The following is a 26,991-nucleotide window of genomic DNA, read 5'->3' as shown; positions in this document are numbered from 1 at the left end:
GGTATCGGCTTGCTTCGGCATTACTAGGGCCCGCTCAGTATAATAAAAAACGTAAAATCAAATTCGCATAATAAGGTCATGGGCAACCGTGGCCTTTTATATTTTATGTACGATCCCCGTTCACATCATACCTCCTCCTCATCATCATTGAAAATCCCGGCTTCCAGCTTGCGGTATTCCGCAATATATTCTTTTGGCAGAAGCTGGTACGTTGCTTTGAAATATTTACTAAAGTACTTGGGGTTGTTAAACCCCACTTCATAAGCCACCTCCGCTACAGTCATCCGGCTTTTTTCTAACAATTGGGCTGCATGTTGCAACCTGATGGAACGGATAAATTCCAATGGAGGTTTGCCTGTTAATGCATAGAGTTTTTTGTACACGGCCACGCGGCTCATAAATAATTCTTTGCTCAAGATTTCAACGGAAAAGTCGGGATCGCCAAGATGTTTTTCGATGATTGATAATGCTTGTTGAACGAACTGCTCATCCGGCGAAACGATATCCAACTCCGTAGGTTTAGCTTCTACTTGTTTCGAATAAGTCTTTTTCAAAGAATTTTGCTGCGCGATGACGTTTTTGATCTTGCTATGTAATATCTCGAAGCTGAACGGTTTCGTAATATAGTCATTCGCCCCGGAGGCCAGTCCTTCCACCTGCTGCGATTCTTCCGATAAGGCGGTTAGTAATATCACCGGGACTTGTTGGGTGCGCGTATCGTTTTTAATTTTTTTACAAAGATCCAGGCCGTTCATTTCCGGCATGCTTACATCGCTGACTACCAGCGCGGGGTGTTGGGATAATATTTTTTGCCAACCTTCTTTACCATTACAAGCTTCAATTATATGGAAATAAGCTTGCAGGTTATCTTTTAAATAAAACCTAAAATCATCGTTGTCTTCAACTATTAAAATCGATGTTTTTTGTTGCTTCGACTTACTAACTTGTTTGTTCGCAGCTATTTGTTTTACATTTATGGAACTTGTTACTTCCTGCGGTGTTGGTGCCGGTTCGGCATCAATCGATACAATTTCTTTGAAGGGTAGGTAAACGGAAAAGGTGCTTCCGCGGCCGGGTTCACTTGCCACGCTGATACTGCCGCCGCATAGCTTAACAAATTCCTTTGTGATGGCTAGCCCGATGCCGCTGCCTTGATTAATCACGCTCGCGGTCATATCTTCTTGGTAAAAACGATCGAAAATCTTATCTATTTTACCAGCTTCCATCCCGATCCCGGTATCGGTAAATTGTATAAGTAATTGTTCCTGTTCCCCGTTTATTAACCGTTGTACATTTACTTTTATCTGCCCGCCGGGAAGAGTGAATTTGAAAGCATTGGAAAGTATATTAAAACAAATGCGTTCTATTTTATCATGATCGAAGCTGGTATATAAATGAGTTACATCGCTATGATAACTAAATTGAATTTTTTTATTGTCAGCGATATCATTAAAGGAAATACAGACTTCATAAATAAAGGCTGCCAGGTCGCCTTTGCTTGGCTGGATTTTCAATTCCTGCACTTCCATCTTGCGGAAATCCAATAATTGGTTGACAAGATTTAATAGGCGTTTCGCATTTCTTTGTACCAAGGATAATTGTTTATGAATGCCTTGTTCTTGCACGTTTTGCAATATCTTTTCAAGGGGAGAGAGTATTAATGACAACGGTGTTCTGAATTCGTGGCTAACGTTTGTAAAGAATTTTATTTTCATCATGTCTAAGTCATGGGTTCTCTGCGCTTCTTTTCTTTCCTGTTCTAATGCGAATCTGCGGTGTGCCCTGTTAATAATCATTTGCCTGCCTACCCATAGCAGAATAATTAACAAGATACCATAAGTTGTATAGGCCCAACCTGTTTTCCAAAACGGTGGTAGGATCGTGATACCCAATGTTTGCCCCGCTTCATGCCATTCTCCATTTTCGCCGGTGAAACGCACTTTTAACGTGTAATTACCGGGATCAAGGTTCGTGAAACTGGCCCTTCGCGAATACTGGTCAAGGCTAAGCCAATCTTCGTGGAAACCCTCCAGCTTGAACGCGTAGCGGTGTTTGCTTGCATTGGCATAGCCTAGTGCCGCGAAACTGATAGCGAACACGTTTTCATTGTGCTTTAGGGTTATAGCATGGGTAGCCGGTAAAGATTCTTTCAACAGGATACGGTTGCCGACGGTATCCCCGGCTTGGATATTGTTATTGAATAGCTGCAACTCCGTGAATGCAATTGGTGGAACACTTGCATCGGTTACGGTTTGCAAAGGATCCACGATGTTGAATCCATTGGGGCCGCCGAAAACCAGCTCTCCTTTAGAGGTTGTAAGCGCCGCGTTCTCATTAAATTCACGTCCCTGCAACCCGTCTCTTTCATCGAAATTATTGCAGTGGATAGAGACATCCCCGGCAGTATTTTTTTGAACCTTGATTTTGGATATACCATTGGGTGTGCTTAACCATAACCTGCCGTTGGAATCTTCCAGGATATTAAGGATCATATTACTGGGCAAGCCGGATTCCTGCCGGAATACCCTGAAGGTCCGGTCTACATCATCCCAGAGGTTTAAACCGTCGCGGGTGCCTACCCAAATATGATCCCGGCTATCTTTCAAGATGCTGATCACGTTTTCATTACTTAGCTTTTGAGCTGCCCCGAGATGCCGGAAGACTCCGGTTTTCTTATTGTAAACGTCAATCCCCGTAGAGGTGCCGATCCATAGTTGATCTTTATGATCTTCCATCAGTGCGGCGATATAATTGGATTGTATGGATCCGGGGCCACTCTTGAAATGTTGGAACCGGTGGCTAGCCGGGTCATAACGGTTTAGTCCGCCGGTTAATGTACCTACCCAAATGCGATGATCTTTATCTTCGTAAATTTCCCAAACACGGTCATCCGAAATGCTGCCTGTTTGCATGGGGTCGTGTTTGAAGTGGGTGAAGGTTTTGCCGTCAAAGCGATCCAATCCTCCGTAATATGTCCCGATCCATAACTGCCCGCTATGATCTAAGCACATACTTACAATAACGTCATTGGCCAAACTATTAGAATTACCCGCTTGGTGTTTGTACCGCGTAAAACTTTGTGTTTCACGGTTAAAGTAGATCAGCCCACCGCCATTTGTCCCGATCCATAGGTTACCTTTATGATCTTCAACGAAGCGGTTTACATCATTGTAAGGCAAACTTTTAGCATTATTAGGACTGTGTTTATACAAGGGGAACTTCAGGATGTTTTTACTATAAAAATTAACGCCCCGCTTAAAAGTACCTACCCAGATCATATCTTCACGATCTTTGTACATGCAAGTAACACTATTTTGTGAAAGACTTTTTTCATCGTCTTCATGGTTTGTAACGTAGCGGATTTCCCCGTTTGAAGGATGGATGATATTTATTCCGCCATGGTCGGTGCCCAGCCATATATCACCTTTATCATCTTCCACGATGCCGTTGATTAGGTTATTGTTCAAGGCGGTAGTAGTATTTTTATCGGAGTAGTTTTTCAATTCGTCCTTGTTGGCATCGTAGAACCAGGCGCCGGTATTGGTACCGGAAGCATAAAACCATCCATTCCCGCGGTGGTCGATAAATAATCGGTACGAATAATCGGGATTGGCCGGGTGTATTGGTCCCGTATTACGAATAGAATGCTGAAGGTTGGCATCCAAGATACCGAGGCTGCCATCGTTGAACACGAGCCAATAGCGTAATTGTTGATCTTGGGTTATATCCGTTATCAATGCTTTTCCGCTTGGCAATGTATAAATTATAGGTTCCTTACTGCCGTTTTTGAATAAAAACAAGCTGGCATCATAAATGAAAGCGTATCCGCTAGCTAATTTTACGACCCTTCTTAAATTTTGTGTGGGTAAATGGTTTTCTTGCAGCCATAGTTCGGGATGCCGGTTTATTTGCTCCGTTTTGGGATCGTACAGGTTAAACCCTTCAAGTGTACGGATCCACAGTAAACCGCCAGGGCCGCCCTGGATTTCCAGTATATTATCGTCGCTAAGAGAAGTGCTGTCATTTAGTTTATGGCGGAAAACCTTGCAGGTATAACCATCGAAACGGTTGAGTCCCGCCGGGCTGCCGATCCATATAAAACCGAAATCGTCCTTGAATACCGTATTTACTTGGTTATGAGACAATCCTTGCCGGGTATCCATCCTGTTAAACTGGATCTGGGCAAAGCTGGCCTGGGCTAAAACACAAAGGCAAATACAGATAGGTAAATATCTAAGGAAATCTTTCATAACGTTATATGCATCGTGGCAGGAAAAGCCGTTAAACGGTTCCGGTTAAACCGGTTCAACCAAATTTAATGAATGTTTTTTTTCTATGAAATGTTTCTTTCCAGGGGCTTAGGGGTGGTTGTGAATTGGTTGTAATGCGCCATGGTAGGACTTCGGTATACAAATTATACCCTTGATTTACATCCTGCAAGTTAACATTTGATCACCTATCTTTAATCATATCCGTACCATTGGCCTAAAGGGGGCATTGTATCTTCGATCCAGTTTAAATAATTCCACGATAGCGAAAATTAGCTTCGTTAAACAGAATCATTATGCCACGTTTATTCCGGTACTATTTATGGGTAGGACTTGTTTTTTCATTACATCTTTCCACATTTGCCCATGCTAATGACAAGGGCTTTATAAAAACGGCTGATGGGGTTATCGTATATCCTTCGGCAAACTACACGGGAAATACCCGGGAAGTCCGTTTACAAGTCATCTCGGACGATATAATCCGCGTGATGGCTAGCCCAGGGAAAGTGGTACCGGGTTTACTTGGCTTTATGACCGTAGCGAGGGCTGCATCAACTGTGGATTGGGAAATGGAAGAAGAAAGCGATGCCATCGTGTTAACGACTGCCAAGCTCGTTGTAAAAGTAAGTAAGGATAAGGGCTTTATTCAATTCATGGACCGGCAAGGGAATATTATTGCCGCAGAACAAAAAGTGAACAGCCGCGTGTTTAAACCCGAAGTATACGGCGGGCAGCCTTCATGGAAGATCAAGCAAGATTTTGCATTAAGCCCGGGAGAAGCTATATACGGTTTAGGGCAACATCAAGACGGGATATTTAATTACAGGGATCAACAGGTATTTTTCTTTCAAAATAACACGGAAGTTGCCATACCTTTCATGGTGTCTAGCAAGCATTACGGTATTTTATGGGATAATTATTCTATCACGAAAGCTGGTGATACCAGGGAATACCAAGCTATAAATGCCTTACAGCTATATTCATCCCGCGGGGAAAACGGTTGGCTTACAGCCAAGTATGCCAATGATAAGCGGCACCCGGAAAATATAATATTAGAACAAGCCGTTTCTAATATTCCTTTCGAATTCTTAGGTGATAGTAAAAAATACTTGCCGGAAACATTCGACATCGCGAATGGGTTAATAAACTATGAAGGTGAGATCGCCTCAGAATTTTCTGGAGACCATAAATTTAAATTTACCTATGCAGGTTACGTCAAAGTGTGGATCGACGGTGAGCTGCTTCTCGATAGGTGGCGGCAGGCCTGGAACCCGGGCACTGCCGTATTAAACATCCCGATGGAAAAAGGGAGGAAGTACAAGTTCCGTATGGAATGGATCCCCGACGGGGGAGAATCTTACCTAACCATGAAATGGTTGAACCCCCTGCCTGGGAAAAATGAAAATACGTTCTCCTTCGACTCTGAAGCGGGACAGCAACTTGATTATTATTTTGTTTACGGTCGTAATTTGGATGAAGTGATAGCGGGATACCGCAAGTTAACGGGTAAAGCGCCGATCGTTCCAAGGTGGGCGCTAGGAAAATGGCAAAGTAGGGAGCGTTATAAAACGGGGGCAGAAATTTTAGAAACCGTGCAAAAGTTTAGGGAGAAAGGGATCCCCCTGGATAATATCGTGCTGGATTGGAGCTATTGGAAAGAAGATCAATGGGGGAGCCAGGAATTTGATGCAGAAAGGTTTCCCGATCCGGGGGCCATGATTCGAAAGTTGCATGATGTATACCATACTCATTTTATGATCTCCGTATGGCCCAAGTTTTATGAAGGCATCCCGGCATATCAAAAATTTGCTGACAGCGGGTGGTTATATAAAAGGAATATTGCTGATAGGCAGCGGGACTGGATTGGGAAAGGGTACGTGTCAACATTTTACGATGCCTTTAATAAGGACGCTAGGAAAGCTTTCTGGGATCTCGTTTACAAAAATATCGGCTCCTTAGGCGTAGATGCTTGGTGGATGGATGCGAGTGAGCCCGATATTCTCAGCAATGTATCTCCAGGGAAAAGGAAAGAACAGATCGGCCTTACCGCCGCCGGGATCGCTGCCGAGACATTGAATGCTTACCCGTTGGAAAATGCGAAGGGAATTTATGATAATGCCAGGGCTACCCATCCCGATCAACGGGTGTTCTTATTAACCAGGTCGGGTTATGGAGGGTCGCAGCGGTATGGCGCTACTATCTGGAGCGGGGATATCGCTTCAAGGTGGTTTGATATGAAGGCTCAAATAGTCGCAGGTTTAAATTTTTCTTTGAGTGGATTGCCTTATTGGTCGATGGACATCGGAGGGTTTTCCGTTGAAAAAAGATATGAACATGCCAAGGGGGAAGATCTAAACGAGTGGAGGGAGTTGAATACCCGTTGGTACCAGTTTGGCGCGTTCTGCCCGGTGTTCAGGGTACATGGACAGTTTCCTTACCGCGAGATTTATAACATTGCTCCGGACGGTCACCCCGCTTATGAAAGTATGCTTTATTATGACCGGTTAAGGTATAGGTTGTTACCTTATATATATAGCTTAGCGGGGAGCACCTATTTTGATGATTATACGCCGATGAGGGCATTGATCATGGATTTCGGAGCCGATGAAAAAGTTAAGAATATCGGTGATGAATATATGTTTGGCAATTCCTTGCTCATCAACCCGGTTTATACATATAAAGCCAGGGAAAGGGATGTATACCTACCCGGGACCGCCGGTTGGTATGACTTATATTCCGGCAAATATTATGAAGGGGGCCAGCAAATAAAAGCCGCTGCGCCCTATGAGCGGATGCCGATTTTTGTAAAAGCAGGATCAATTTTACCGATGGGCCCTGACTTGCAATATACAGATGAGAAGCCGGCAGATACGGTTACGTTATTCGTGTATATGGGGGCAGATGCCGATTTTGTACTGTATGAAGATGAAGGTTCGAACTACAACTACGAAAAAGGCGCTTACAGCGAGGTGCCGATTCATTATGATGCGGGGAAACGTAGCCTGGTGATAGGGGATAGGAAAGGAAGTTTTAAAGGCATGTTGAAGAAACGGCAATTCAAAGTGGTATGGGTAAATTCAAGCAAACCGCAAGCATTTGATCCTAGTGCGACAGCCGCAACAACTAAAATTTACCGGGGTAAAAAAATATTGATCCAATATCCTTGATAGCCAGGCTCTTGTTAAGAAGAATTTCAAATTCATGGGGATTTAACTTGCCTTTGGTTGGTATGGAGCGGTAGTTTTGATTATATTAGGAACAGATCAAATGTAAGAATCATGATGCGATCTTTATTGATTTTCTGTTGCCTGTTTGGCGGTCATGCGTTAGCACAAGAGCCCGTTCCTTCTATTGCATTAAACCAATTAGGTTATTGGCCCGCGTCGCCCAAGGAAGCGGTAATTATTGGAAATATTAATGCCAAGAGGTTCTATTTATTAGGAGCAAATGCAGATACTGTATACAAGGGCGATTTACCCGCTGGACGAAAAGCTGAATTAGCAGATCAAATCGTCAGGATAGCAGATTTTTCATCATTTAAAAAAACAGGCCGTTATAAATTGTACGTGCCGGGAGTGGGATCGACCCCGGTAGAAATTCAAAAAAATGTATTCGATCATTTGTCAAAGTCCGTCATAAAAGCATATTATTTTCAAAGGGCTTCCATGCCCCTGGACGCGAAATATGCTGGGAAATGGGCTAGGGCGGAGGGACACCCGGATAACGAAGTACTGGTACACCCCGGAGCCGCGACTTCCAAGCGGCCTGCCGGGAGAAAAATCAGTACTCCCGGTGGCTGGTATGATGCCGGGGATTACAATAAATATATCGTGAATAGCGGGATCACTATGGGAACATTATTAAGTGCATATGAAGAGTTTCCCGGTCATTTTGATTACCAGCAGATCGATATTCCATCCACGAAAAAGGGTTTACCTGCCTTGTTGGAAGAATGCTTGTACAATCTAAGGTGGATGCTTAGCATGCAAGACCCGGATGATGGCGGGGTATATAATAAATGCACGCATGCCCATTTCGATGGAATGGTCATGCCGGCAGCTTCAAGGTTACCGAGGTATGTTGTTGCAAAGGGTACCGCCGCCACGCTTGATTTTGCAGCGGTGATGGCCCAGGCATCCAGGATTTATAGAAATCAGGTGCCTTCATTCGCAGATTCCTGTTTGCAAGCATCCAGGGCTGCTTATAAATGGGCATTGATGAATCCAGCTGTAGCTTACGACCAGGATCAGCTCAATACGAAGTTTGAACCCAAGATTACGACCGGTGGTTACGGAGATCACTCATTTGAGGATGAATGGTTTTGGGCATCCTGCGAGCTATATGTTACTACAACGGAAACAGTGTATGCTGAAAAATTGAAACAATGGTTGGATAAGGACTTTCAAATACCGTCTTGGTCTAATGTTCATATGCTGGGGGTGTATACATTACTTAGGTTCCAGGCGCCTTGGGGACTGGAGTTGGCAAGTAGGCTATTGGATTATGCTAAGACTTTCGTCAGTGCGCAACAGCAGAATCCTTATGGATGCCCGATGGGGAATCAAGCCAAGGATTTTAACTGGGGAAGTAACGCTAATGCCGCGAACCAGGGAGTATTGTTGATTAAGGCTTATCAACTCAGTAACGACAGGGTTTACCTGGACGCCGCATTATCAAACTTAGATTACCTACTAGGTAAAAATGCAACGGGGTATTGCTTCGTTACGGGTGCTGGTCAAAAATCGCCCATGCATCCGCATCATAGGCCATCCGAAGCGGATGGTATTACCGATCCTGTTCCGGGATGGCTGGTCGGTGGGCCGAATACTGGTATGCAAGATCGATGCAAGTACCCATCGAAGTTACCAGCTAGGGCTTATACAGATCAATCTTGTTCCTATGCTAGTAACGAGGTGGCCATTAACTGGAATGCCCCGTTGGTATATTTGACGAATGCCTTGGTGGCGTTAAAACAAACAGCCGGATACGTATCGAGATAAACTATTTACAGGGGTAAATCCTGCACATTCTTTTGTGATTTTATATGCTTAAATGACGAGGTAGGGTTTTCCCTACCTTTTTTAAATTAAAAAATAATAAAATTTGTAAAAATTATAATATGTTGTTATTTTTGTAATCGTTTTGCTATGATATACTTGTTTTTAATAGGGTATCTGGTGGAACGGATTTATTCTAAATAACAATTTATTAGATTTTATATGCAAGAAATATTGCGGCAAGCATTGGAAAAGTTAAAAGAAATATTCTTACAACAGCCCCGGCCTCAACCAATTAGGGTTCCTGCTAATAAATAGAAGGCGGCAGGATAATCGTAAACCTACAAATATTTCTACCTACCATTTTAGCGATTTTGATATCCCCAAGCTATGTCAAGACGATTTACATTTAGGATCATTTTCAGCATATTGATTGCAATCTTTGCAGTAATTCCTGGTGTAAATGCCCAAGAGCTCACAGCCCCGGGGTTAAGGGGATTATTACTTTCGAGAATAATTGATTCTATACAGTTTCAGCGCAGCTACAATATAGCGCCCGTGCATTATTGGAAGTTTGCGGCAGAAGCATTCAGGACTAATAGTATCCTGCAATTGGATGATCGCGTGAAAGCGCAATTTCAAAATTTCGTAGAAAGAAGGAAGGGCTTGGCAGGTAAGCATTTGTTTGCAGGGCTGGACACGGCTTTAAATACACGGTACATGGATAAGGAACTCCGCGCCATGTATGCCTTCAAAGACAGCGGAAGGTGGGTAAAGCAATTTGCAATCCCGACGCAGCTGGATAATCAACCGCGTTATCTCGGTGTGGAAGTTGCCACCAGCGATACCCTGGGCTTGTACAAAGGATGGTGGCATAATATCAGCTTTGCAGATGATATTCAAATTGGCGGGGTGCCCATGTTGTTACAATTCACAAATCTATCGGGGCACGATTGGATGAATGATGGGAGTATGAACGCATCGCTTATTAAAATGTCCTTCAACAAGGAGGCTTATTGGCAAAAGCTGCAAAGGTTTACGCATGATCATTTTGATCTTCAGAAATATTATTTATCGGATTTTGATTACCACCAATATGTTGAAGAATATTTAAATGCACGGTTGGAGAATATCCTTTCCAGCCCGGATTTTATTAAACAGGCCGGTGCCTTACGGTCATTGGTATCCAAGGATCAACTGCTATATATGGATAGCGTGCAATTGCAGAAATTAATTCTGACATATTATTATTATGATCCGGAGAAATTGTCTTCATTTTTAGAGGGTGATGCTGCCGATAAGGATTTACCTGGAGATTTCTTGGTTTATGAAACCAGGGAAGCGTACCTATCTGCTCTACTGGAATTGAAATCTGAGATCGCTTACGGTGGCGACATTGATCTTGCAGCCTTACAACTTGAGAATTGGCGCTCATTCCAACATCAACGTGCTTATGATTATAAAAATATTCCTTCCCTCGCCAAGGAGCTAATTCCATTGAACGGCTTCCAGCGATTTTTTTTAAAGCTGAATCAATTGACACTGGGCAATTTTACAATGCAAAGTGGCGGTATTTGGAACCAGGCTTTCGTGGCGGGTGGATTTGCAAGTATCGATATCGGCAAGTACCGGTTTGCCGCTGCCCTGGGAACGAGGCGGGATTTAAGCTTAAGCCAACAAATGTTCATGGGTAGTTTGAAGCCGGCATCATATAATTTCCAATACCTTCAGCTGGGTATAGGAAAGCAGCATCTTAATAATGCGAAAATTGAAGTACTAAATACATTCAGCAAGAACCTGGAAAGGGGACAATTTGTAGGTCGCTCCGTGAATCAGAATGTTTTCGTGGGTGGATTGAATACGCAAATCTATATGGGCAAATTGGGTCGCCTTAATGCGAGTATCTCCAAATCATCTAGCCAATTCAATACTATTAGCAATAGTTCGAAGGAATATGCCAATATATCCAAAGCGGCAATAGGGCAATTCTTCAATGATTTTTGGATGACGGCCGCCGTTAATTTGAACTATTCCGGTACAGTAAAACCCTGGGGTTTGGAACAAGCATTTCATGTCGGTTATTCCGGTTTAGGATATAACAATCCCGGTAATCCTTATGCTTTGCGCGGCGCTTGGCAATACGGTTTGAACCTTAAAAAATCAATCCTGGAAAAACGCGGTATGATCCAGTTCCGGGGTCGCTTAAAAGATATGGCGCGATCTGTTGTCACGGGAAGTAAATGGCGCAGTTGGAATTATTCAGTAGATGGCAGGTATAAAGTATCTAGGCGTTGGTTCTTGTATGGAAGGTATGTATCCTCAAGTTCATCAAGCAGGCAAGACGGTGTGAATAGTGATGTATTCGTGAATAGGAGGGGATCACTTGCTTCGCAATGGCAAGGGAAGTGGTTTGGTAAAAGGGTTTTCAATTACAGTAGTTTCGGTTTGCAGCAGATGCGTTACGAATCGGGCTGGCAACCTGTACATAGCGAGTTCATCAATATGAACACCCAGCTTTCGATGGCCTTGAAACAAAATTTCTTAAGCATTTCCCTATTTTATAACCGTGATATGAAGCAACAGGCGGTATATGGAAATTTATTTACAGCGGACCTGGGTTATACTTATATATTGAAGCCTACGCTGCAAGCAACCAGCGGGATAAATTACCTGGATAATAAAGATGTAGTACAGCAGGCAGGGATAAAACAACAAGTCAACTGGCAATTTAAAAGTCGCTGGGCTGTTCAAGCTAGTGCAGATCTCAGGCATAATTTTAAGAATTCGAGCCAAAATTATTTATACGGGAAGTTTAGGGCGGATCTATCATTGTATTATTTGTTGAATTAATCGTTATGCGTCAATATAAATGGATATTGTTTTTAATTTGCCTCACTTTTAGTCTTGCAACGAAAGCGCAATACTCCTTTACATTTATGCCGGAAGTTCAAGGGAGAAGCATTGATGGGTTGATGATGGTAAAAATCAATTACATGGGTACCTCGGCTGCATCGATCCAACTCAGGGTAACGGTTTCAGAGGCGAAACAAGGACAATTATTGGTTTTAACAACCCCGGTATTTACAATGTACCCGGGTGTGAGTGTGCCCCTGCCGGGCTTGGTTCACCATTCCGCCATTGAATTTGGACAGCAGGAAGCTGCACGGTTAATCCGCCAAGCCAATATTTTCCCTGGAGGGGAATATGAATACTGTTTCCAAATCTTGGAACAAGGGGAGGGAACCGGCAGCCAGGAACAATGTTTCGATTATCATTTACAACCTTTCTCCCCGTTATTGTTATCCGAACCATTCGAAGAAGAGGATATTCAACAGTTGAAACCTACTTTTACTTGGCAACCGATCTTCCCGGCAATAGTGGGCATTCAATACCGCTTGGTTATCGCGGAGATAAAGCCCGGCCAAGATAAGGTAGAAGCGATGCATTATAACATGGCTATCGTCAACCAATGGCAGTTACAAGGACCTATATATTTTTATCCCCCTAATGCCCGGGATTTGCAGCCGGGTAAATCATATGCTTGGCAGGTTTTTGCGTATAAATATGATGTTATTTTATCTGCTTCCGAAGTATGGGAATTTAAAGTTGCACCGTTTGCCGAAGATATTGCGGCTACGGTTGCATTGGGGAACATCGACAGGTATGCTGATGAAACGCCCTTGCTCATAAGTGATAGTTTAACATTTGGCTTGGATAATTCCGCCGGTAGTCAAAAATTAGATTACGTGCTGAATTGCATAAGTGATGTAAACCTGCAAGTAAATTATCACCCCGATTATCCTTTGAACAATGGGTATAATTACATTCAATTCTCCTTTGCGGGTGTAAAGGGTATGAAAAAGGGCGCTTTGTACGAATTGGTTGTAAAAAGTACTCAAGGCGGGGAGATCAAAAAAATCCGGTTCGTGTATAAATGAAAGATCGCGAAGCTTGAATTTAGATGATGGCGCCGTGTTTCCTACTTAGTCCCTTCAGCGCTCAAATTACCCTTCCGTTCCCTTTACGATCTTCAATCTCGTTATGTAACCGTTCCATCATTCCCAGGTAAAAACGGATGGCCGCAATCCTTTCATCCGAAGTACACTTCGTGAAATAAGGGCTACTTAATATAGCCATCATTATTTGCTCCTGTTCTTGTTCAAAATCCTCTAACCGGTATTCGGACAGGAAGTTAAACTGCTCTTCCCGGACAATTTTATCCATCACCCCGGAATCAATTTGCATGGCTATCATGTTCTGAAAGTTTTATTCTAACAATGAGAATAAAATTATCACAATGCTTTTTTGATTCCAATTATTATCAAGTCTTACTTGAGAAACCTGGATTTCTTAACCCAGGATTGGTACGGGGTGCTTAGTATCATCTACGGCTACAAAAGTAAAGGTACCGTGAATGGATAATTCCCGTTTATCGGAGTACATTTCCTCGGTGAAAACTTCCACGGATACTTTCATGCTGGTATTTCCTACATGTATCACCTGGCCGATCAATTCTATGATAGTGCCGCTAGGAATTGGTTTGTTGAAATCGATCCGGTCGCTGGAAACGGTAACTACCATTTTCCTAGAAAACCTTGTCGCGGTAATAAAGGCAACCTCATCCATCAAGTGCATAGCAGTGCCCCCGAAGAGTGTATCGTAATGATTCGTAGTATTTGGGAACACCGCTTTAAATATACTGGTCTTAGCATGTTCTATTCTTTCTTCTAAAGTCATTTTCTCCATTTTAATAAATTGAATAAGGATTGCCATTTGGATTTAATCCTGGCTTCCTGTTTTATAGCTTCCAGGCAATCCCGGCAAAGGCAATCTTTGTAATGTGCGGCCAGGTATTCCTTTTCTTCATCACTCAACCGGATACCGTTGCATTGGCATTGCAAGATATTGCCCAGTTTGCATTCGAAAGTTGCATGGCAACGTTCGCAATATTTAGTTTCATGACAGGCCATATAGGTAGCGCTATGGTTTTTTTACCAATTATAAACATTTTTGTCCGGCTAAAAATGCTTTAAAGGTACTTGAATTTCTTACCTGGTCAAGGATATAAGCGAAGGATGATACATTCACCCCCCCGCCAAGAGAACCGTGGAACTTCGCACCGTTGATAGCGAAGGGTAGCTTGGCCATACAGTAATAGAATGGCCAGATCGAGCGATCAAATTGGTGGCCGAAATGGCCAATTTATGCCCTTTTTTGGGCAAGCAAAAAAGTACAAGAAACGAGCAGATGAACATTGAATCGAACTATTGAGGGATCAAATTGCTCCCCGGTTAAAATTTAGTAATAATGAATTATAATCTATAAACTTCCGGGTAACGAGCGTGTAAAACCGGTGTGAAGCGTTTGTTATGCCGGGGGAAAGCAGTGTAAGCCACAGGGGAAGTACGGGTGCGATAAAAACGGCCAACATTCCGACTATTGCTTCAATCCGCGAAAGCATGTGTCATTTTCAATAACGTGGCAAGTATCCTGGCTTGTAACGTCCTTTCCGCTCTTCCCATACAGGTATGTACCATGAATTACACGGGGGCGAGGAGATATATGTTACTTGCAGTTGCGCGTCAGCCCGTGATTTGCACACGGTTCCTTATTAAAAGCCTTTGAAGGCTACCTGTTACGAATCCAGTAAAGAACCTGGATAAATATACGGCATTCGACGCGGAAAATTGATCTTGTAAACTTTTATATGTATTCAAAAAATGACATTTTACTATTAGAAACCGAGAAAGTTCTATATGTAAATGCAATAATATAATTATTGATTTCTATTTGATATACTTTATGGAAAGGATAGATTTTTTAATTAATTATTAATTTCATAGTTTTAACGCTACTTATTTAGGAGATTCACTTGCTAATATTAGGGTAATTATCAAACTACTTTTGGACCGTTGAGATTGGATTCTTTCGAGTTACTATTCCGCACGAATTTTAAAAAACTCCAGGTGGTAGCCTTTAATATATTGGGCGACCAAGAGGCGGCGAAGGATGTGGTGCAGGAATTTTTTGCAAAGTGCTGGCAAAAGCGCCATGAACTAGCTATTACGGGAAGCTTTGAAGCTTATGCCGTGAAAGCGGTTAGGAATGCTAGTCTCAATTATATCGAAAAACAGGAACGCCTGGAAGCCCACCAGCAAAAATTTAGTTACCACCCTGAATTATCAACCGACCACGAGGCGCGGGAACAGTTTTACCAAAATATTTACAGCGCTTTAGAAAGTATGCCCGATCAGAGAAAAAGGATTTTCTTGCTTTCTATCCAGGACGGATTTACTTACCAGCAGATTGCCGATAAGGTTGGCATTTCTATCAATACCGTAAAATGGCATGTTAAGGCTGCCTACCAATTCTTACGGGAAAAATGTTTACATATTTATTTATTATTCATATTAGCCCTGGTAGCGAATTTTATTTGATAAAGTTCAGCCGGTGTTATGTTTTTTTTATTTTTTTTAACATTTCGCCTACCCTTTTTTTATCATTTACTGTCTTATACATGGAAACTTATGAAAAATCATTCATCACCGTCGCCGGAACAATGGGAAGATTTTCTCGATAAAATATCGGGAGAGCAGGGTGCTGCCCCAGATGATGGCTTGTTGAATGATGGAAAGCTCTTGAAAAAAGCCGCTGGCGAAATGGCCGAAATTGCGGCAACCGATATAGATCGCGAATGGGATAAGTTTGAGTCCGGGCATATCCAGCCTGGAAAACGTCTTATCAGGATGCGCTGGAAGCCATGGGCAATTGGCGCCGCAGCTGCGATAGCTGCTATTTGGATAGGAAACTCCATCACCTGGCAAAGTAATACAGTGAACAATAACCTTAGCGTAAACTTGCCAGTTGCGAGCCCAGGGGATACCAGCATCCAGTTGATTACAGCGAACGGCCAGACGGTGCACCTGGATACGATGAAACAGATGCGTGAATCCGATGGTACCTCGATTTCCACGGAAGATGCGTCCCTGGTATATGGCCCGGGAAATAGTTCTAATGATGCGGTAGTTTATAACACGATCATTATTCCAAAGGGAAAGATGTATTCTTTGCAGCTTTCAGATGGCACGAAAGTATGGTTGAATGCAGCCACGACCTTACGTTACCCTGTCAACTTCCGCGGTAAATCCCGGCAAGTTGAAGTAGAAGGGGAGGCATATTTTGATGTCGCAAAAAATGATGCCCAAGCATTTAGCGTAAAAACTAGGGAGCATATGGAGGTGAAGGTATTGGGAACCGGTTTTAATATCAACACCTATTCAGATAATATCAAGACGACGCTCGTTTCCGGGAAAGTCTTGATCCACACGGGTGAAGATTCGGTGCTCTTGAAGCCAAACCAGCAAGCTAATTATAATGTAGGTGATAAATCCTTGGCTACAAAGCAGGTAAATGTAGATATGTACACGGCTTGGATGAGGAATGAATTAATTTTCGATGATTTCAACCTGGGGGAGATCATGGAAATGTTAGGAAGGAGATACAATTACGATATAGTATTTAAAAAAGAAGAACTTAAAAATATTCGATGCGGCGGTAATCTACCTGTTTATCAAGATGTAACAACCGTGCTCAACTTTTTAGATCAAGTAACAGATGTACAATTTACAATCAACCAAAACCAGAAAGTTATCATGGTAGACAAGTGAACAAAAAAACGGACAACTGAGTTAGTGCCCGTTTTTCATAACGCCTAATTGCACGAAGCAATAGCGGGGTAATCTTATTAGTTAATTTTTCAAGGTAAAAGTAGTGAAAAAAAATTACTTGTTAGGCATTATTATGCGCCTGGGTAGGCAGTGCCAACCAAAACTAAATCACCTATTCCTCTGTTCATCATTGTGTTTAGCTACAACTACCGTAGTCGCACAATCCAACCAACCAAAGGTCAGCTTACAGTTAAAAAATGTAAGCATCCCAACTTTTTTATCGCAACTAAATAAACAGGTGAAGTTGCGCTTCGTTTACAATGTAACCGAATTAAGCCAGTTGCCTAAAATCTCTGTAAACGCTAAATCCCAGCTACTGGAAGAAGTGTTAGCGGAAGCCTTCAAAGGCGTTAACGTTCAATACAGGCTGGCGAACGGGGTTTTAACCGTTAGGTCAAGGAATACCTCCGGTAACAATCCAACAAATAGTGAACAAGCTCATGCAATCGGGATTTCAGGTACCGTTTCGGATGATCAAGGCCAACCATTAGAAATGGCGACCGTGCGCCAACTGGGTACAGCACGCGGTACTTACACGAACGCCAAAGGTGAATTCGTGTTTAGTATTCCTGAACCCGGTGAATTAATCGTTTCATACGTAGGTATGGAACCGCAAAGATTTAAAATCAACAAACCAACCAATTTACAAGTCCAGTTGAAACCCACTGCCGGGGCAAAGGAAGTGGTGGTAACAGGTATCGTGAGCCGCCAAAAGGAGAGCTTTACGGGTGCTGCTGCCACTTTTACCGGTGATGAGTTAAAAGTTGTTGGTAACAACAACGTTTTACAAAGCTTGAAATCCTTGGACCCTTCGTTTGTATTGGTAGAGAATAATGCTTTCGGTTCTAATCCGAACGTCCTACCTAATATTGAAGTACGTGGTACCACGAGTATTTCTAATGACGGTTTGAAAGATTTGTATGGCAATGATCCGAATCAACCATTATTTATCTTGGATGGATTTGAAACAACATTAAGAGTAGTGGCCGATCTTGATATCAACAGGGTTTTGTCCATTACGATTTTAAAAGATGCGGCGTCAACGGCGATGTACGGTGCAAAAGCTGCAAATGGTGTTGTTGTAATTGAAACTAAGAAACCGGTACCCGGTAAATTAAGATTAAGCTATAATGGAGATTTCAGGGTTGAAATGCCTGATTTATCAGTTTATAACATGATGAACTCAAGCGAAAAACTTGAATTTGAAAGATTAGCCGGGGCTTTTTCGGGATATTCAGGTGATATGAGATATAATAAATTGAGAACAAATATAGCGGAAGGGGTAGATAGTTATTGGTTAAGCGAACCAGTGCAAGTAGGTTTTACTAATGGACATTCCATCTTTGTAGAAGGAGGGGATGAAGTATTTAGATATGGAATTAACTTGAATTATAAGAAAACAACCGGGGCAATGAAAGGCTCAGGTAGAGATACTTGGGGCGCTGCAATAAACATGGGATACCGTAAAGGTAAACTGAACTTATCGAACCAATTGAATATATATGGATATACTGCTAACGAATCAAATTATGGATCTTTTTCTGATTGGGTAGGAATGAATCCATATTATAGAAAAACGGGATTCGATGGTAGCATAACAAAATATGTTGATACCGTAAATGTAGGTAGCGAAAATCCGAATTTTGAGCCTCAGTATGTTGCAAATCCGTTATACAACGCTTCTCTTCCTTTTATAAATAGGTCCAAAAATTTTGGATTTAGAAATAATTTACAAGCAAACGTGCAGTTAACTAAAGAGTTTCGTATTGATGCAGGACTACAACTTGAAAGAGAAAACACTGAAAATGTAAACTTTAAATCTGCATTGCATACTGATTACCGGAACACTGATATAACGAAGAAAGGTAGTTATTCCCGCACTGATTATAACAAATTCTATTACCAGGGCTTTGCAATGCTCACATATGCAAAAGTTTGGGACAAAAACTCTTTAACTGGTAATTTGCGTTCCACGATCGAAGAAAACACAACTAGAACGATCGGTATGTCTGCAACCGGTTTTCCATATAACTCGAATGGTAACCCGGCTTTTGCATTTAACTACACCGAAGGTGGTAAACCTAGTTCATCTGTAAATAAGTATCGTAGGGCATCATTTATTGGATTACTCAATTATATGTATGATAGGCGATATACTGTCGATATTACCTACAGATTGGATGGTTCTAGTTCTTTCGGTGTACAGAATAAAGTGTTGCCATTTTGGTCAATAGGTGCTGGATATAACATTCATAATGAAGACTTTATTAGGGATAACTATCCGTGGATTACCATCCTTAAATTAAGGGGCTCATATGGTACAACTGCCAACCAAGGTTTTGGAAATTTCTCATCCGAAGATATTTACACTTACATAACAGGTGTGAATTTAAGTGGACAAGGTGTTGAGCTTACAACCATTGGTAACCCACAATTGACATGGCAAACTACCAAGCAAACAAACCTTGGTTTAGATCTAGCTATTTTAAATAATCAGTATACCGCGACAGTTGACGCGTATATTAAAAATACTGACCCACTTATAGTACCGATTACCATGCCTTCTTCTACGGGGATTTATCAATATCCAATAAATGTAGGTTTACAGAAATCGAGAGGGGTAGAAGTAAGGTTGAAGGCATCCCCGATATATAATCTAAAAGATCGAATCATATGGAATGTCGGGATTATGGGGGCTATTTACAAAGCCCGCTATGACGGATTCTTTAATACACTTTATTCTCTTAACAAGGAGCAAGCTGATAATCAGTCATTACAACGTTATTATGATGGGAATTCACCCACCGCTATCTGGGCTGTAAAATCAGCAGGAATCGATCCGGGGACAGGTAAGGAAATCTATATCAATAAGGACGGTCAATACACCTATAATTATGATGTAGGGGAGGCTGTTGTAGTGGGGGATTCAAGGCCATTCGCAGAAGGAACAATTAGTACAGGTGTTGTAATCAAGAATTTTTCCATGAATGCGATCATCAGGTACCGTTTTGGAGGAGACGTTTATAATCAGGCTTTATTGGATAGAGTTGAGAATATTAGTCGCATAGCTTTGACTCAGAACCAAGATAAAAGGGCTTTGTACGAACGTTGGAAAAAGCCGGGGGATGTATCTGCCTATAAAGCGATTAAAATTATAAGAACCGATGAGGATAAATCTTACCAGACATCAAGGTTTGTTCAAAGGGATAATAATTTAGTAGGAGAGTCATTCAACCTTGGGTATGAATTAAGAAAACAGAATACTGAATTCATAGCAAAACTCGGGATGCAAAGTTTAAGATTTAATCTTTACCTAAATGACATCTTTAGACTTTCCACTGTAAAAATGGAGCGCGGTATTACCTATCCATTTGCGAATACTGTGGCCTTTAGTATTAATGCATTATTTTAATCGAAACGGAAATGAAAAAATATATATATAGTATTTTATTACTAGGATCATTGGCAATTTCATTCTCTGCTTGTAATAAATACCTAGATATTAAACCTGAAGATAAATTTCTATCAAGTCAAATTTTTGATTCTGAAATTAATGCGCAGACGGCATTGAATGGCATTTATCTTAGAATGAGCGATGATAATTCTTATGGTGGTAACTTAATGCTGACTTATGTTGAGTTACTTGGGCAACAATATGATGTAAATAGTACAGTTAATACTGTGCATCAGTATTCCCCATTAGGTAGCTATGTATACGGTTCCACCCAAGCTCTGGATTTTGCCGAAAGAACATGGACTTTCTCTTACTCAAGCATACTTAATGCTAACAGATTTATAGAGCGATTGGGAAATAGCAAAGATATCACCACCCAGGCCAACTTCGATTTAATGATGGGTCAGGCTTATGTATTGCGTGCTATGCATTATCTGGATTTATTAAGACTGTTCGGCCCAGTCTATTCTACGGATTCTATCTCCCTGTCGATACCTTATTACAGTCGTGTTACTAAGGAAGCAACTCCAATACTGCCGGCTAACCAGGTGATGGATAGTATTATTAGGGATTTAGATGTTGCCAAGCAATATTTACAAAATGATCCAATTCGTAATGCGGGACCAACAGATATTGCTAATAATAGGGGCGTAGAAGTTGAAGGACTCTATCAATTGAGAGCAAACTACTTCACGGCAGCAGCTCTTAAGGCGAGGGCCTTATTATATAGGGGGGATAAAGTAAATGCTTATCTCGAATCTTCTACACTAATAGATGAATGTTCTACTTACCTTAAGTTTACATCAGCTTCAGATTTATTTACTGCCACACCGGATAGGATTTTTAGCTCAGAGATCATATTCGGTTTATATAATCATGACATTTCCAAAAAATTCGACCTTTATTTTAGCCCTTCTTTGGTGGACGAAAGGTTTTTAACAATGAAGGGAGAGCTGTTAGTGAACGTATTTGAAGGATTGTCAACCGATTGCAGATTGAATCCAAACTGGATTTTACCTACAACCGGAAAAACGGTTGAGGCATTTTATAAATATGAAGAATTGGTTACTTCAATTCCACTCGTTAGAAAATATGTACAACCTTTAATTCGCCTGAGTGAGATTTATTTAATTGCCGCGGAAACTGCTGAAGATCCATTAGTCGGTATGACATATGAAAATGCTGTAAGAAATGCAAGGGGAGTACATGGAATAGAGGATCCAGCTTTGCTAGAGACCAGTATCCTAAATGAGTATCGAAGAGAATTTATAGGGGAAGGCCAATTGTTTTTTACCTATAAAAGAATGAATAAGTCAAGTATTCAAAGTGGCCAAAGTGGGGGTACCACTATTTCTATGCACCCTGCACAATACGTAGTGCCGCTGCCGAAATCTGAAACCGACTCACGTAACTAAATTTATTTTTATGAAGCTAAAAAATATTTTAAAGTTCATATTACCGGTCGTAGCATTCATAATGACTTCTTGCTCTAAGGAAGAAATTAAGTTCTATGACGGTACACCTAATGTCTACTTTTATTGGTCAGTTGAGCGGGAATTTAGTTGGGCTGATTTGAAAGATAGTACCGAAATTACATTTGCATATTACTCCGCTAGGGTTACCGATACCGTTTATAACATACCAATAAATGTAGCTGCAGCTCCTACAGATTATGATAGGGTTATCAATTTCGAAGTTTTGCCAGGATCTAATGCTGTGAAAGGAAAACATTATGATTGGAATGCTGATCAGTTGATCCTGGAAGCTGGAAAAAATCAGGCAATACTCCCTATTACTTTCCATAGAACAGAAGATATGGCAACGGATACAATCATTATGGATATTGCATTGAAAGATAGTAAGGATTTTAAAGTAAATATGTCAAGCGTTGTATTAGATGAAGTGACTGGAAAGAAGAGGAATTTAACTACCTGGCGTATTTACGTGTCTGATATAGTTACTAAACCGGGTACATGGCTTGACTTTCTATTCGGAAAATTTTCCCTGAAGAAGTATAAACTTATATCTGAAGTGTTGAATATATCGTACTCTGACTTTGCGAGTGTGCGTGATATACCTACTGTCATGGGTTATGCCACTATCGTGCAACGCTATTTGAATTTGCAGAGACAAAACGGTAACATTATTTATGATGAGGATGGCACAGAGATGACGATGGGTTCGTATGTGCAATAATTGATGATATTTAATTTATTTCAAATGAAAAAGAAATTATCTATAATAATATTGGTGATGATGGTTTTTTCATCAACTATCACTTCTTGTTATAAGGATAAAGGTAACTACGATTACCATGCCCTTAATGATGTAGCAATCTCGGGTATTGAAGATAGTTACTTAGTAATCAATGCAGGTAAGTTGGTGATCAATCCAAGCCTTTCGCAATCCAAGCTTCCCAAGCCTGATTCTGCATATACTTATCAGTGGTTCCTTTACGAAGAAACTTCGGAAGGATATTTGTCCGGAGATAGGATCATTATCGGATCTGAGATGAACTTAGAGTGGATATCTTCCATTAAAGCAGGTAATTATGCCTTGTTTCTTAGGGTCACCGACAAAGAAACAGGGGTCTTCTATGAAAATCGGTGTCATTTATATTTAAAGACAGAGTTCAATACCGGTTGGTTAGTACTTTCGGAAAAGAAAGATGGAGCGCCGTTATTTAGTATTGTTGGTCTTGAAAAGGATACGCCCGTATATTTTTATGACGCGTTGCAGGCTAACGGGGTAGATTATGAATTAACCGGCAAGCCACTCGCTATTACACGTTTTCAATACACATATTACCGTGGACCAATTTATGGCGTATATATTTCAACGACAACAGGTACGAATAAATTTGACATAAATGATAGTCTAACTTGGAAGCCTACGAATAATATAATTTATGAGATGGCTGGTGATTTTGATGAAAATTATGCGCCGGATTTTATCTATCCAGTTCCTGGTGATAGGGTGTCTTATATGTATAAAGACAGTACAATGTATTTTAGAAGCGTGTTTAATTACATTAATTACGGTATTCCTATTAATTTGATAAAGGGGACGAATACTACTTTTAAAGTGTCTCCTTATATTGCTGGTGATGGTAGGAATCCTTCAATATTGTACGATGTTGAAAATCATAGATTTGTTAGGCATTTGATGGCCGCAAACAGTAGTATTGAAATGCCTGATTCAGGTGACGACCTGTTCCCTTATCAAGATCCGAACTATGATTTAGTTTACATGAAAAACGTTACTGCATATAATCCAAGTGAAGCGCAAGCTATCATGAAGAATAAGACAACTGGAAAATATTATTGCTTGAATATCTATAACTATAACGGTTCATTATATGAATCTGCTTTTAGGGAAATTACTGCAACCGATTTTGATAAAGCGGAAGATATCTCTATCAGCCGTAACCGTGGTTATATCTTCTATCACGTTGGCGGTAAAGTTTATGAATATGATCCAGTAATTCAAAAAACTTATGAAATGATGGACTTGGGTTCAGCTAATATTACTTTCTTCGGTTTTATGAAGTATAGCGTTAGCGATAGCCGCAGAAATCAATTGCTTATCGCTACTTATAATGAATCAAACGGTGGTGGTACATTTAAAGTGTATGATGTACCAACCTTGAACGGTCCGTTAGAATTGCTAGAAGAATATTCAGGATTTGATAAAATAGTTGACATCGCCTTCTAATAACTTCAATGCAAAGTTGGAATAATAACCTAAACCGCCCGATTGTTTAATTGGGCGGTTTTCTTTTATATCATACCGAATGTCATGCACGCAATATCAGTACAATAAATAAGTCCCTTTTTATTACCCTTTTAACCAAACCTTCCGGTTAATAATACATGACCTGCTTTAAATGCCATGAGTCAATAAGGTAAAAAGTAAAGCGGGTATACCATATTAAAATGATATACCCGCTTTATTATAATTAGCTAAACGTAAATAATGTACCTTATTCCCCCAACAACTTATCCAGCATTTCCTCGATATCTTCTACGCCGCCGCCGGTGGCCCTTAACACGATTTTTCCATCTTTGCCGATGATAAACTTGGTGGGATAACCGAAAACATAATAGGCTTTCGATATATTATCATCCTTTTTTTCGTTATTCAATACTTGTATCCATTGCATCTTGTCTTCTTTCACGGCTTGTTTCCAACTGGCTGTTGCTTCTTCCAAGCTGCCTCTTTCGTTGGCGATGCCGATAATCTCAAGTCCTTTCGGATGGTATTTTTCGTATATTTCCCTCAAATGCGGATGGCTAGCGCGGCAGGGGCCACACCAGCTTCCCCAGAAATCAAGTAATACAACCTTCCCTTTAAAATCTGATAAACGGATCGTTTTACCGTCCATACTCGTCCTGGTGAACTCCGCGGAGGCTTTCCCGGCAGACATCGGCGCAATTTTGGCTAATTGTTTTTCTATTTCTTGTGCCGGTAGTGTGTTTTTATAAGTAACAGCCATCCCGTTATATAGCTTTTTCAAGTTCTGTTCACTGAAGCCATTCCTGTAAGAGTTTAGGAAATACAAACTCAAATAGTCATCCGGGTGCGTTGCCATAAATTGTTGTACCCAGTGGAACAATTTCGTTGAATTATTCTTTATAGAGCCCATTGCATGTTGCATGCTAACCGTGTCTGCGGGATTTCCTTCCATTAAAACCTTGTAATAACGCTTGTTAGATTCATGGATTTCAGCGTTATCCGTTTGGAAATCTGCATATTGATTATTGACACGATCTCCTCTCACGAGCCAGTCACCATGAAGGGTTGTATGGCCGGTTAGTACGAGATCTTTATCGGTAACGAAGAAGAATCCTATGCCTGCGGGGGTCTTAATTTCCTTACCGTCAAAGCCATGATACGTTTTTGTACTAAATTTATCGGTCGAAACAGTTGCAGTTACAGGCTGGGTATGTTTTTTAATTTTGAGGGAGAAAGAATCTGTTGCCGCGATTGTGCTATACCGGCTTATGCTGCCATCATCTTCCTTCAGGTTAATGCTGATATGCGCCCCCTGGATACCTTTAACGTAACCCCTTAATTGAAGGCTGTCACTGTTAGAAGACTGTGCATGCGAAGCCGTAAAGGCCAAGCAGGCTCCTGAAAATAACAAGATATTTTTAATCATAAATAATGTTTGGGTTTAGTCCATGAGAATAGGTTTGCTAATTTTTACGGCTTTGAACTCGATATCTTTTTCACCGTTTAATAACTTTGCCGTGTACTGGTTGATGATATCGGCATTCCATTCAGCTTTGTGCTTAGCTTTGATGAGGGATGCCTCCAGTGCATACTTCTTGGCTTCCCACGGATTGTCGGCCTTGAGGTTTAATGCCGAAATGGTGTACTGAACTTCCGGTAATGCAACCATGCTGATTCCGGATACGGCCTTTTCGTCCTTGAACCATTCCAGCATAGACTGGATTGCTTGCTGGTTATTCTTTATTCCAGGTAAAACCTTGTTAACCAGGATAGCTTTATCAATGAGTGTATAACTGGGGGTACTGTTCACATAATCTACAAATGCTTGGTAATCGCCGTATTGCTTATAGAACTCTTCGCAGATCGGTAAACCGAAAATTTTCCAGTCGCGCTCGTTATATACCGTTTTAATATATGCGAGCATCTTGTCAAAGCCTGCTTTGTCTTTGTCGGCAGCAAATTTCTTGGCTTTTTTCTGCGCTATGAAGGTCATGGCTCTGCCGGCAATTTCAGCGCTGTAGTCTTTTGCATACTGCGCTGCTTTATTATAAAAATCTTCCTGTGTTTTTTCTGACAAGCGTTGTAAGAAGATGCCTTGTACCACGAAATTTACTTCCGGCTTATATTTCTTTTGTTGCTTTTCATAAGCAGCTATTGCCTCGCTTTTATCCGATTTGTCGGACATGTTGAAATAGCGCGTATGGTAGAAGGAAGGGTACTTGTTATTGAATTTGTTGTCAAACTTCTTCACTTCTTTACGGGCTGCTTTTTCCTTCGCGTCTGCTAAGAGCGGCAGTAGGCGATCCGTAGCGGTATACCCGGAGAAATTGTTGATTAAATGCCCGTCAGGACTGAGCAATAGAAAAGTAGGGAATCCGCCTACTGCAAATTTTTGGCAGAGGAATTTACCATCTTCTTCTTTGAAAATATCCGATTTAAAGCAGATATAATTCCCATTAAGGTAAGTGATTACCTTGGGATCGGTAAATACATCCTGGTCCATCTTTTTGCAGGGCATACAGCCTTCGAAATAGAGATCGATGAAAATGGGTTTGTTTGCGGCTTTGGCCTGGGCAAGAACGGCTTTAAAATTGCCTTGTTCAAAATGGGCTTTTTCTTGCGCGAAAGAACAAATAGTGGCCAGCATAAGGGCACACAAGAACGAGAATTTCTTGAAATTCATTTCGGTCGGTTTGGTGAAAAATTAACTAATTTGATATAACAAATATAAATGCTGTCTTATTATTTACAATCCGAAATGTTTTGAACGGTATTAATAATGGATCGGGTTACATACATGACTTGGAAAT

The 26,991-nt window shown here is 41.1% G+C and carries 17 protein-coding genes and 1 riboswitch; of the genes, 10 read left to right on the top strand and 7 right to left on the bottom strand.

The genetic code is table 11. The annotated features are described in order from the left end of the window. Positions 1-125: 125 nt before the first annotated feature. Complete coding sequence (locus COR50_RS19155; protein WP_098195487.1) at positions 126-4,250, bottom strand: hybrid sensor histidine kinase/response regulator transcription factor; 4,125 nt, start codon at positions 4,248-4,250, stop codon at positions 126-128. Positions 4,251-4,564: 314 nt separating this feature from the next. Between COR50_RS19155 and COR50_RS19150 the strand changes: the two genes are divergently transcribed. From COR50_RS19150 to COR50_RS19135, 4 genes are all read left to right on the top strand, one after another. Further along, the gene (locus COR50_RS19150; protein WP_098195486.1) at positions 4,565-7,435 is read left to right on the top strand and encodes a TIM-barrel domain-containing protein; all 2,871 of its coding nucleotides are present in this window, start codon (positions 4,565-4,567) and stop codon (positions 7,433-7,435) included. Between the two features lie 111 nt (positions 7,436-7,546). Further along, positions 7,547-9,268 carry a glycoside hydrolase family 9 protein gene (locus COR50_RS19145; protein ID WP_098195485.1) on the top strand — a complete coding sequence of 574 codons (1,722 nt, stop codon included), beginning with the start codon at positions 7,547-7,549 and terminating at the stop codon, positions 9,266-9,268. 387 nt (positions 9,269-9,655) lie between these two features. Further along, positions 9,656-12,115, top strand: a complete 2,460-nt coding sequence (locus COR50_RS19140; protein ID WP_098195484.1) for a hypothetical protein — start codon at positions 9,656-9,658, stop codon at positions 12,113-12,115. A 5-nt stretch (positions 12,116-12,120) separates the two neighbouring features. Then, positions 12,121-13,203, top strand: a complete 1,083-nt coding sequence (locus COR50_RS19135) for a hypothetical protein (RefSeq protein WP_157761011.1) — start codon at positions 12,121-12,123, stop codon at positions 13,201-13,203. Positions 13,204-13,264: 61 nt separating this feature from the next. On the opposite strand, the gene COR50_RS19130 is transcribed toward COR50_RS19135, so the two are convergent. From COR50_RS19130 to COR50_RS22365, 4 genes are all read right to left on the bottom strand, one after another. Then, entirely contained in the window at positions 13,265-13,519 is a 255-nt protein-coding gene (locus COR50_RS19130) for a hypothetical protein (protein ID WP_098195482.1), read from the bottom strand. Between the two features lie 96 nt (positions 13,520-13,615). Then, positions 13,616-14,002 (bottom strand): acyl-CoA thioesterase, encoded by a 387-nt coding sequence (locus tag COR50_RS19125; protein WP_098195481.1) that lies wholly within the window; start codon positions 14,000-14,002, stop codon positions 13,616-13,618. Continuing rightward, the gene (locus tag COR50_RS19120; protein WP_098195480.1) at positions 13,999-14,235 is read right to left on the bottom strand and encodes a cysteine-rich CWC family protein; all 237 of its coding nucleotides are present in this window, start codon (positions 14,233-14,235) and stop codon (positions 13,999-14,001) included. Before COR50_RS19120 ends, COR50_RS19125 begins: the two co-directional genes overlap by 4 nt. A gap of 28 nt (positions 14,236-14,263) precedes the next feature. After that, positions 14,264-14,413 (bottom strand): hypothetical protein, encoded by a 150-nt coding sequence (locus COR50_RS22365; protein WP_157761010.1) that lies wholly within the window; start codon positions 14,411-14,413, stop codon positions 14,264-14,266. 314 nt (positions 14,414-14,727) lie between these two features. Next, positions 14,728-14,916, bottom strand: a riboswitch (cobalamin riboswitch). Between the two features lie 261 nt (positions 14,917-15,177). Between COR50_RS22365 and COR50_RS19115 the strand changes: the two genes are divergently transcribed. The 6 genes from COR50_RS19115 (at position 15,178) to COR50_RS19090 (ending at position 24,160) form a co-directional block, all read left to right on the top strand. Then, positions 15,178-15,702, top strand: a complete 525-nt coding sequence (locus tag COR50_RS19115) for an RNA polymerase sigma-70 factor (RefSeq protein WP_098195479.1) — start codon at positions 15,178-15,180, stop codon at positions 15,700-15,702. A gap of 90 nt (positions 15,703-15,792) precedes the next feature. Continuing rightward, on the top strand, positions 15,793-16,932 hold the full coding sequence (locus tag COR50_RS19110) for a FecR family protein (RefSeq protein WP_198405707.1): 1,140 nt from the start codon (positions 15,793-15,795) through the stop codon (positions 16,930-16,932). 118 nt (positions 16,933-17,050) lie between these two features. After that, positions 17,051-20,404, top strand: a complete 3,354-nt coding sequence (locus tag COR50_RS19105) for a SusC/RagA family TonB-linked outer membrane protein (RefSeq protein WP_157761009.1) — start codon at positions 17,051-17,053, stop codon at positions 20,402-20,404. Positions 20,405-20,415: 11 nt separating this feature from the next. Next, positions 20,416-21,861, top strand: a complete 1,446-nt coding sequence (locus tag COR50_RS19100; protein ID WP_098195476.1) for a RagB/SusD family nutrient uptake outer membrane protein — start codon at positions 20,416-20,418, stop codon at positions 21,859-21,861. Between the two features lie 10 nt (positions 21,862-21,871). Further along, entirely contained in the window at positions 21,872-22,642 is a 771-nt protein-coding gene (locus COR50_RS19095; protein ID WP_098195475.1) for a DUF4843 domain-containing protein, read from the top strand. A gap of 24 nt (positions 22,643-22,666) precedes the next feature. Then, positions 22,667-24,160 carry a PKD-like family lipoprotein gene (locus COR50_RS19090; protein WP_157761008.1) on the top strand — a complete coding sequence of 498 codons (1,494 nt, stop codon included), beginning with the start codon at positions 22,667-22,669 and terminating at the stop codon, positions 24,158-24,160. Between the two features lie 268 nt (positions 24,161-24,428). Here COR50_RS19090 and COR50_RS19085 read toward each other — a convergent pair whose 3' ends face one another. Beyond that, the gene (locus tag COR50_RS19085; protein ID WP_098195473.1) at positions 24,429-25,607 is read right to left on the bottom strand and encodes a TlpA family protein disulfide reductase; all 1,179 of its coding nucleotides are present in this window, start codon (positions 25,605-25,607) and stop codon (positions 24,429-24,431) included. 15 nt (positions 25,608-25,622) lie between these two features. Then, the gene (locus COR50_RS19080) at positions 25,623-26,864 is read right to left on the bottom strand and encodes a thioredoxin family protein (protein ID WP_098195472.1); all 1,242 of its coding nucleotides are present in this window, start codon (positions 26,862-26,864) and stop codon (positions 25,623-25,625) included. Positions 26,865-26,991 lie beyond the last annotated feature (127 nt).

This window comes from Chitinophaga caeni, assembly GCF_002557795.1.
Lineage (GTDB): Bacteria > Bacteroidota > Bacteroidia > Chitinophagales > Chitinophagaceae > Chitinophaga > Chitinophaga caeni.
The sequence above is the reverse complement of the archived record's forward strand: the minus strand, read 5'-3'. Positions and strand labels throughout refer to the sequence as shown.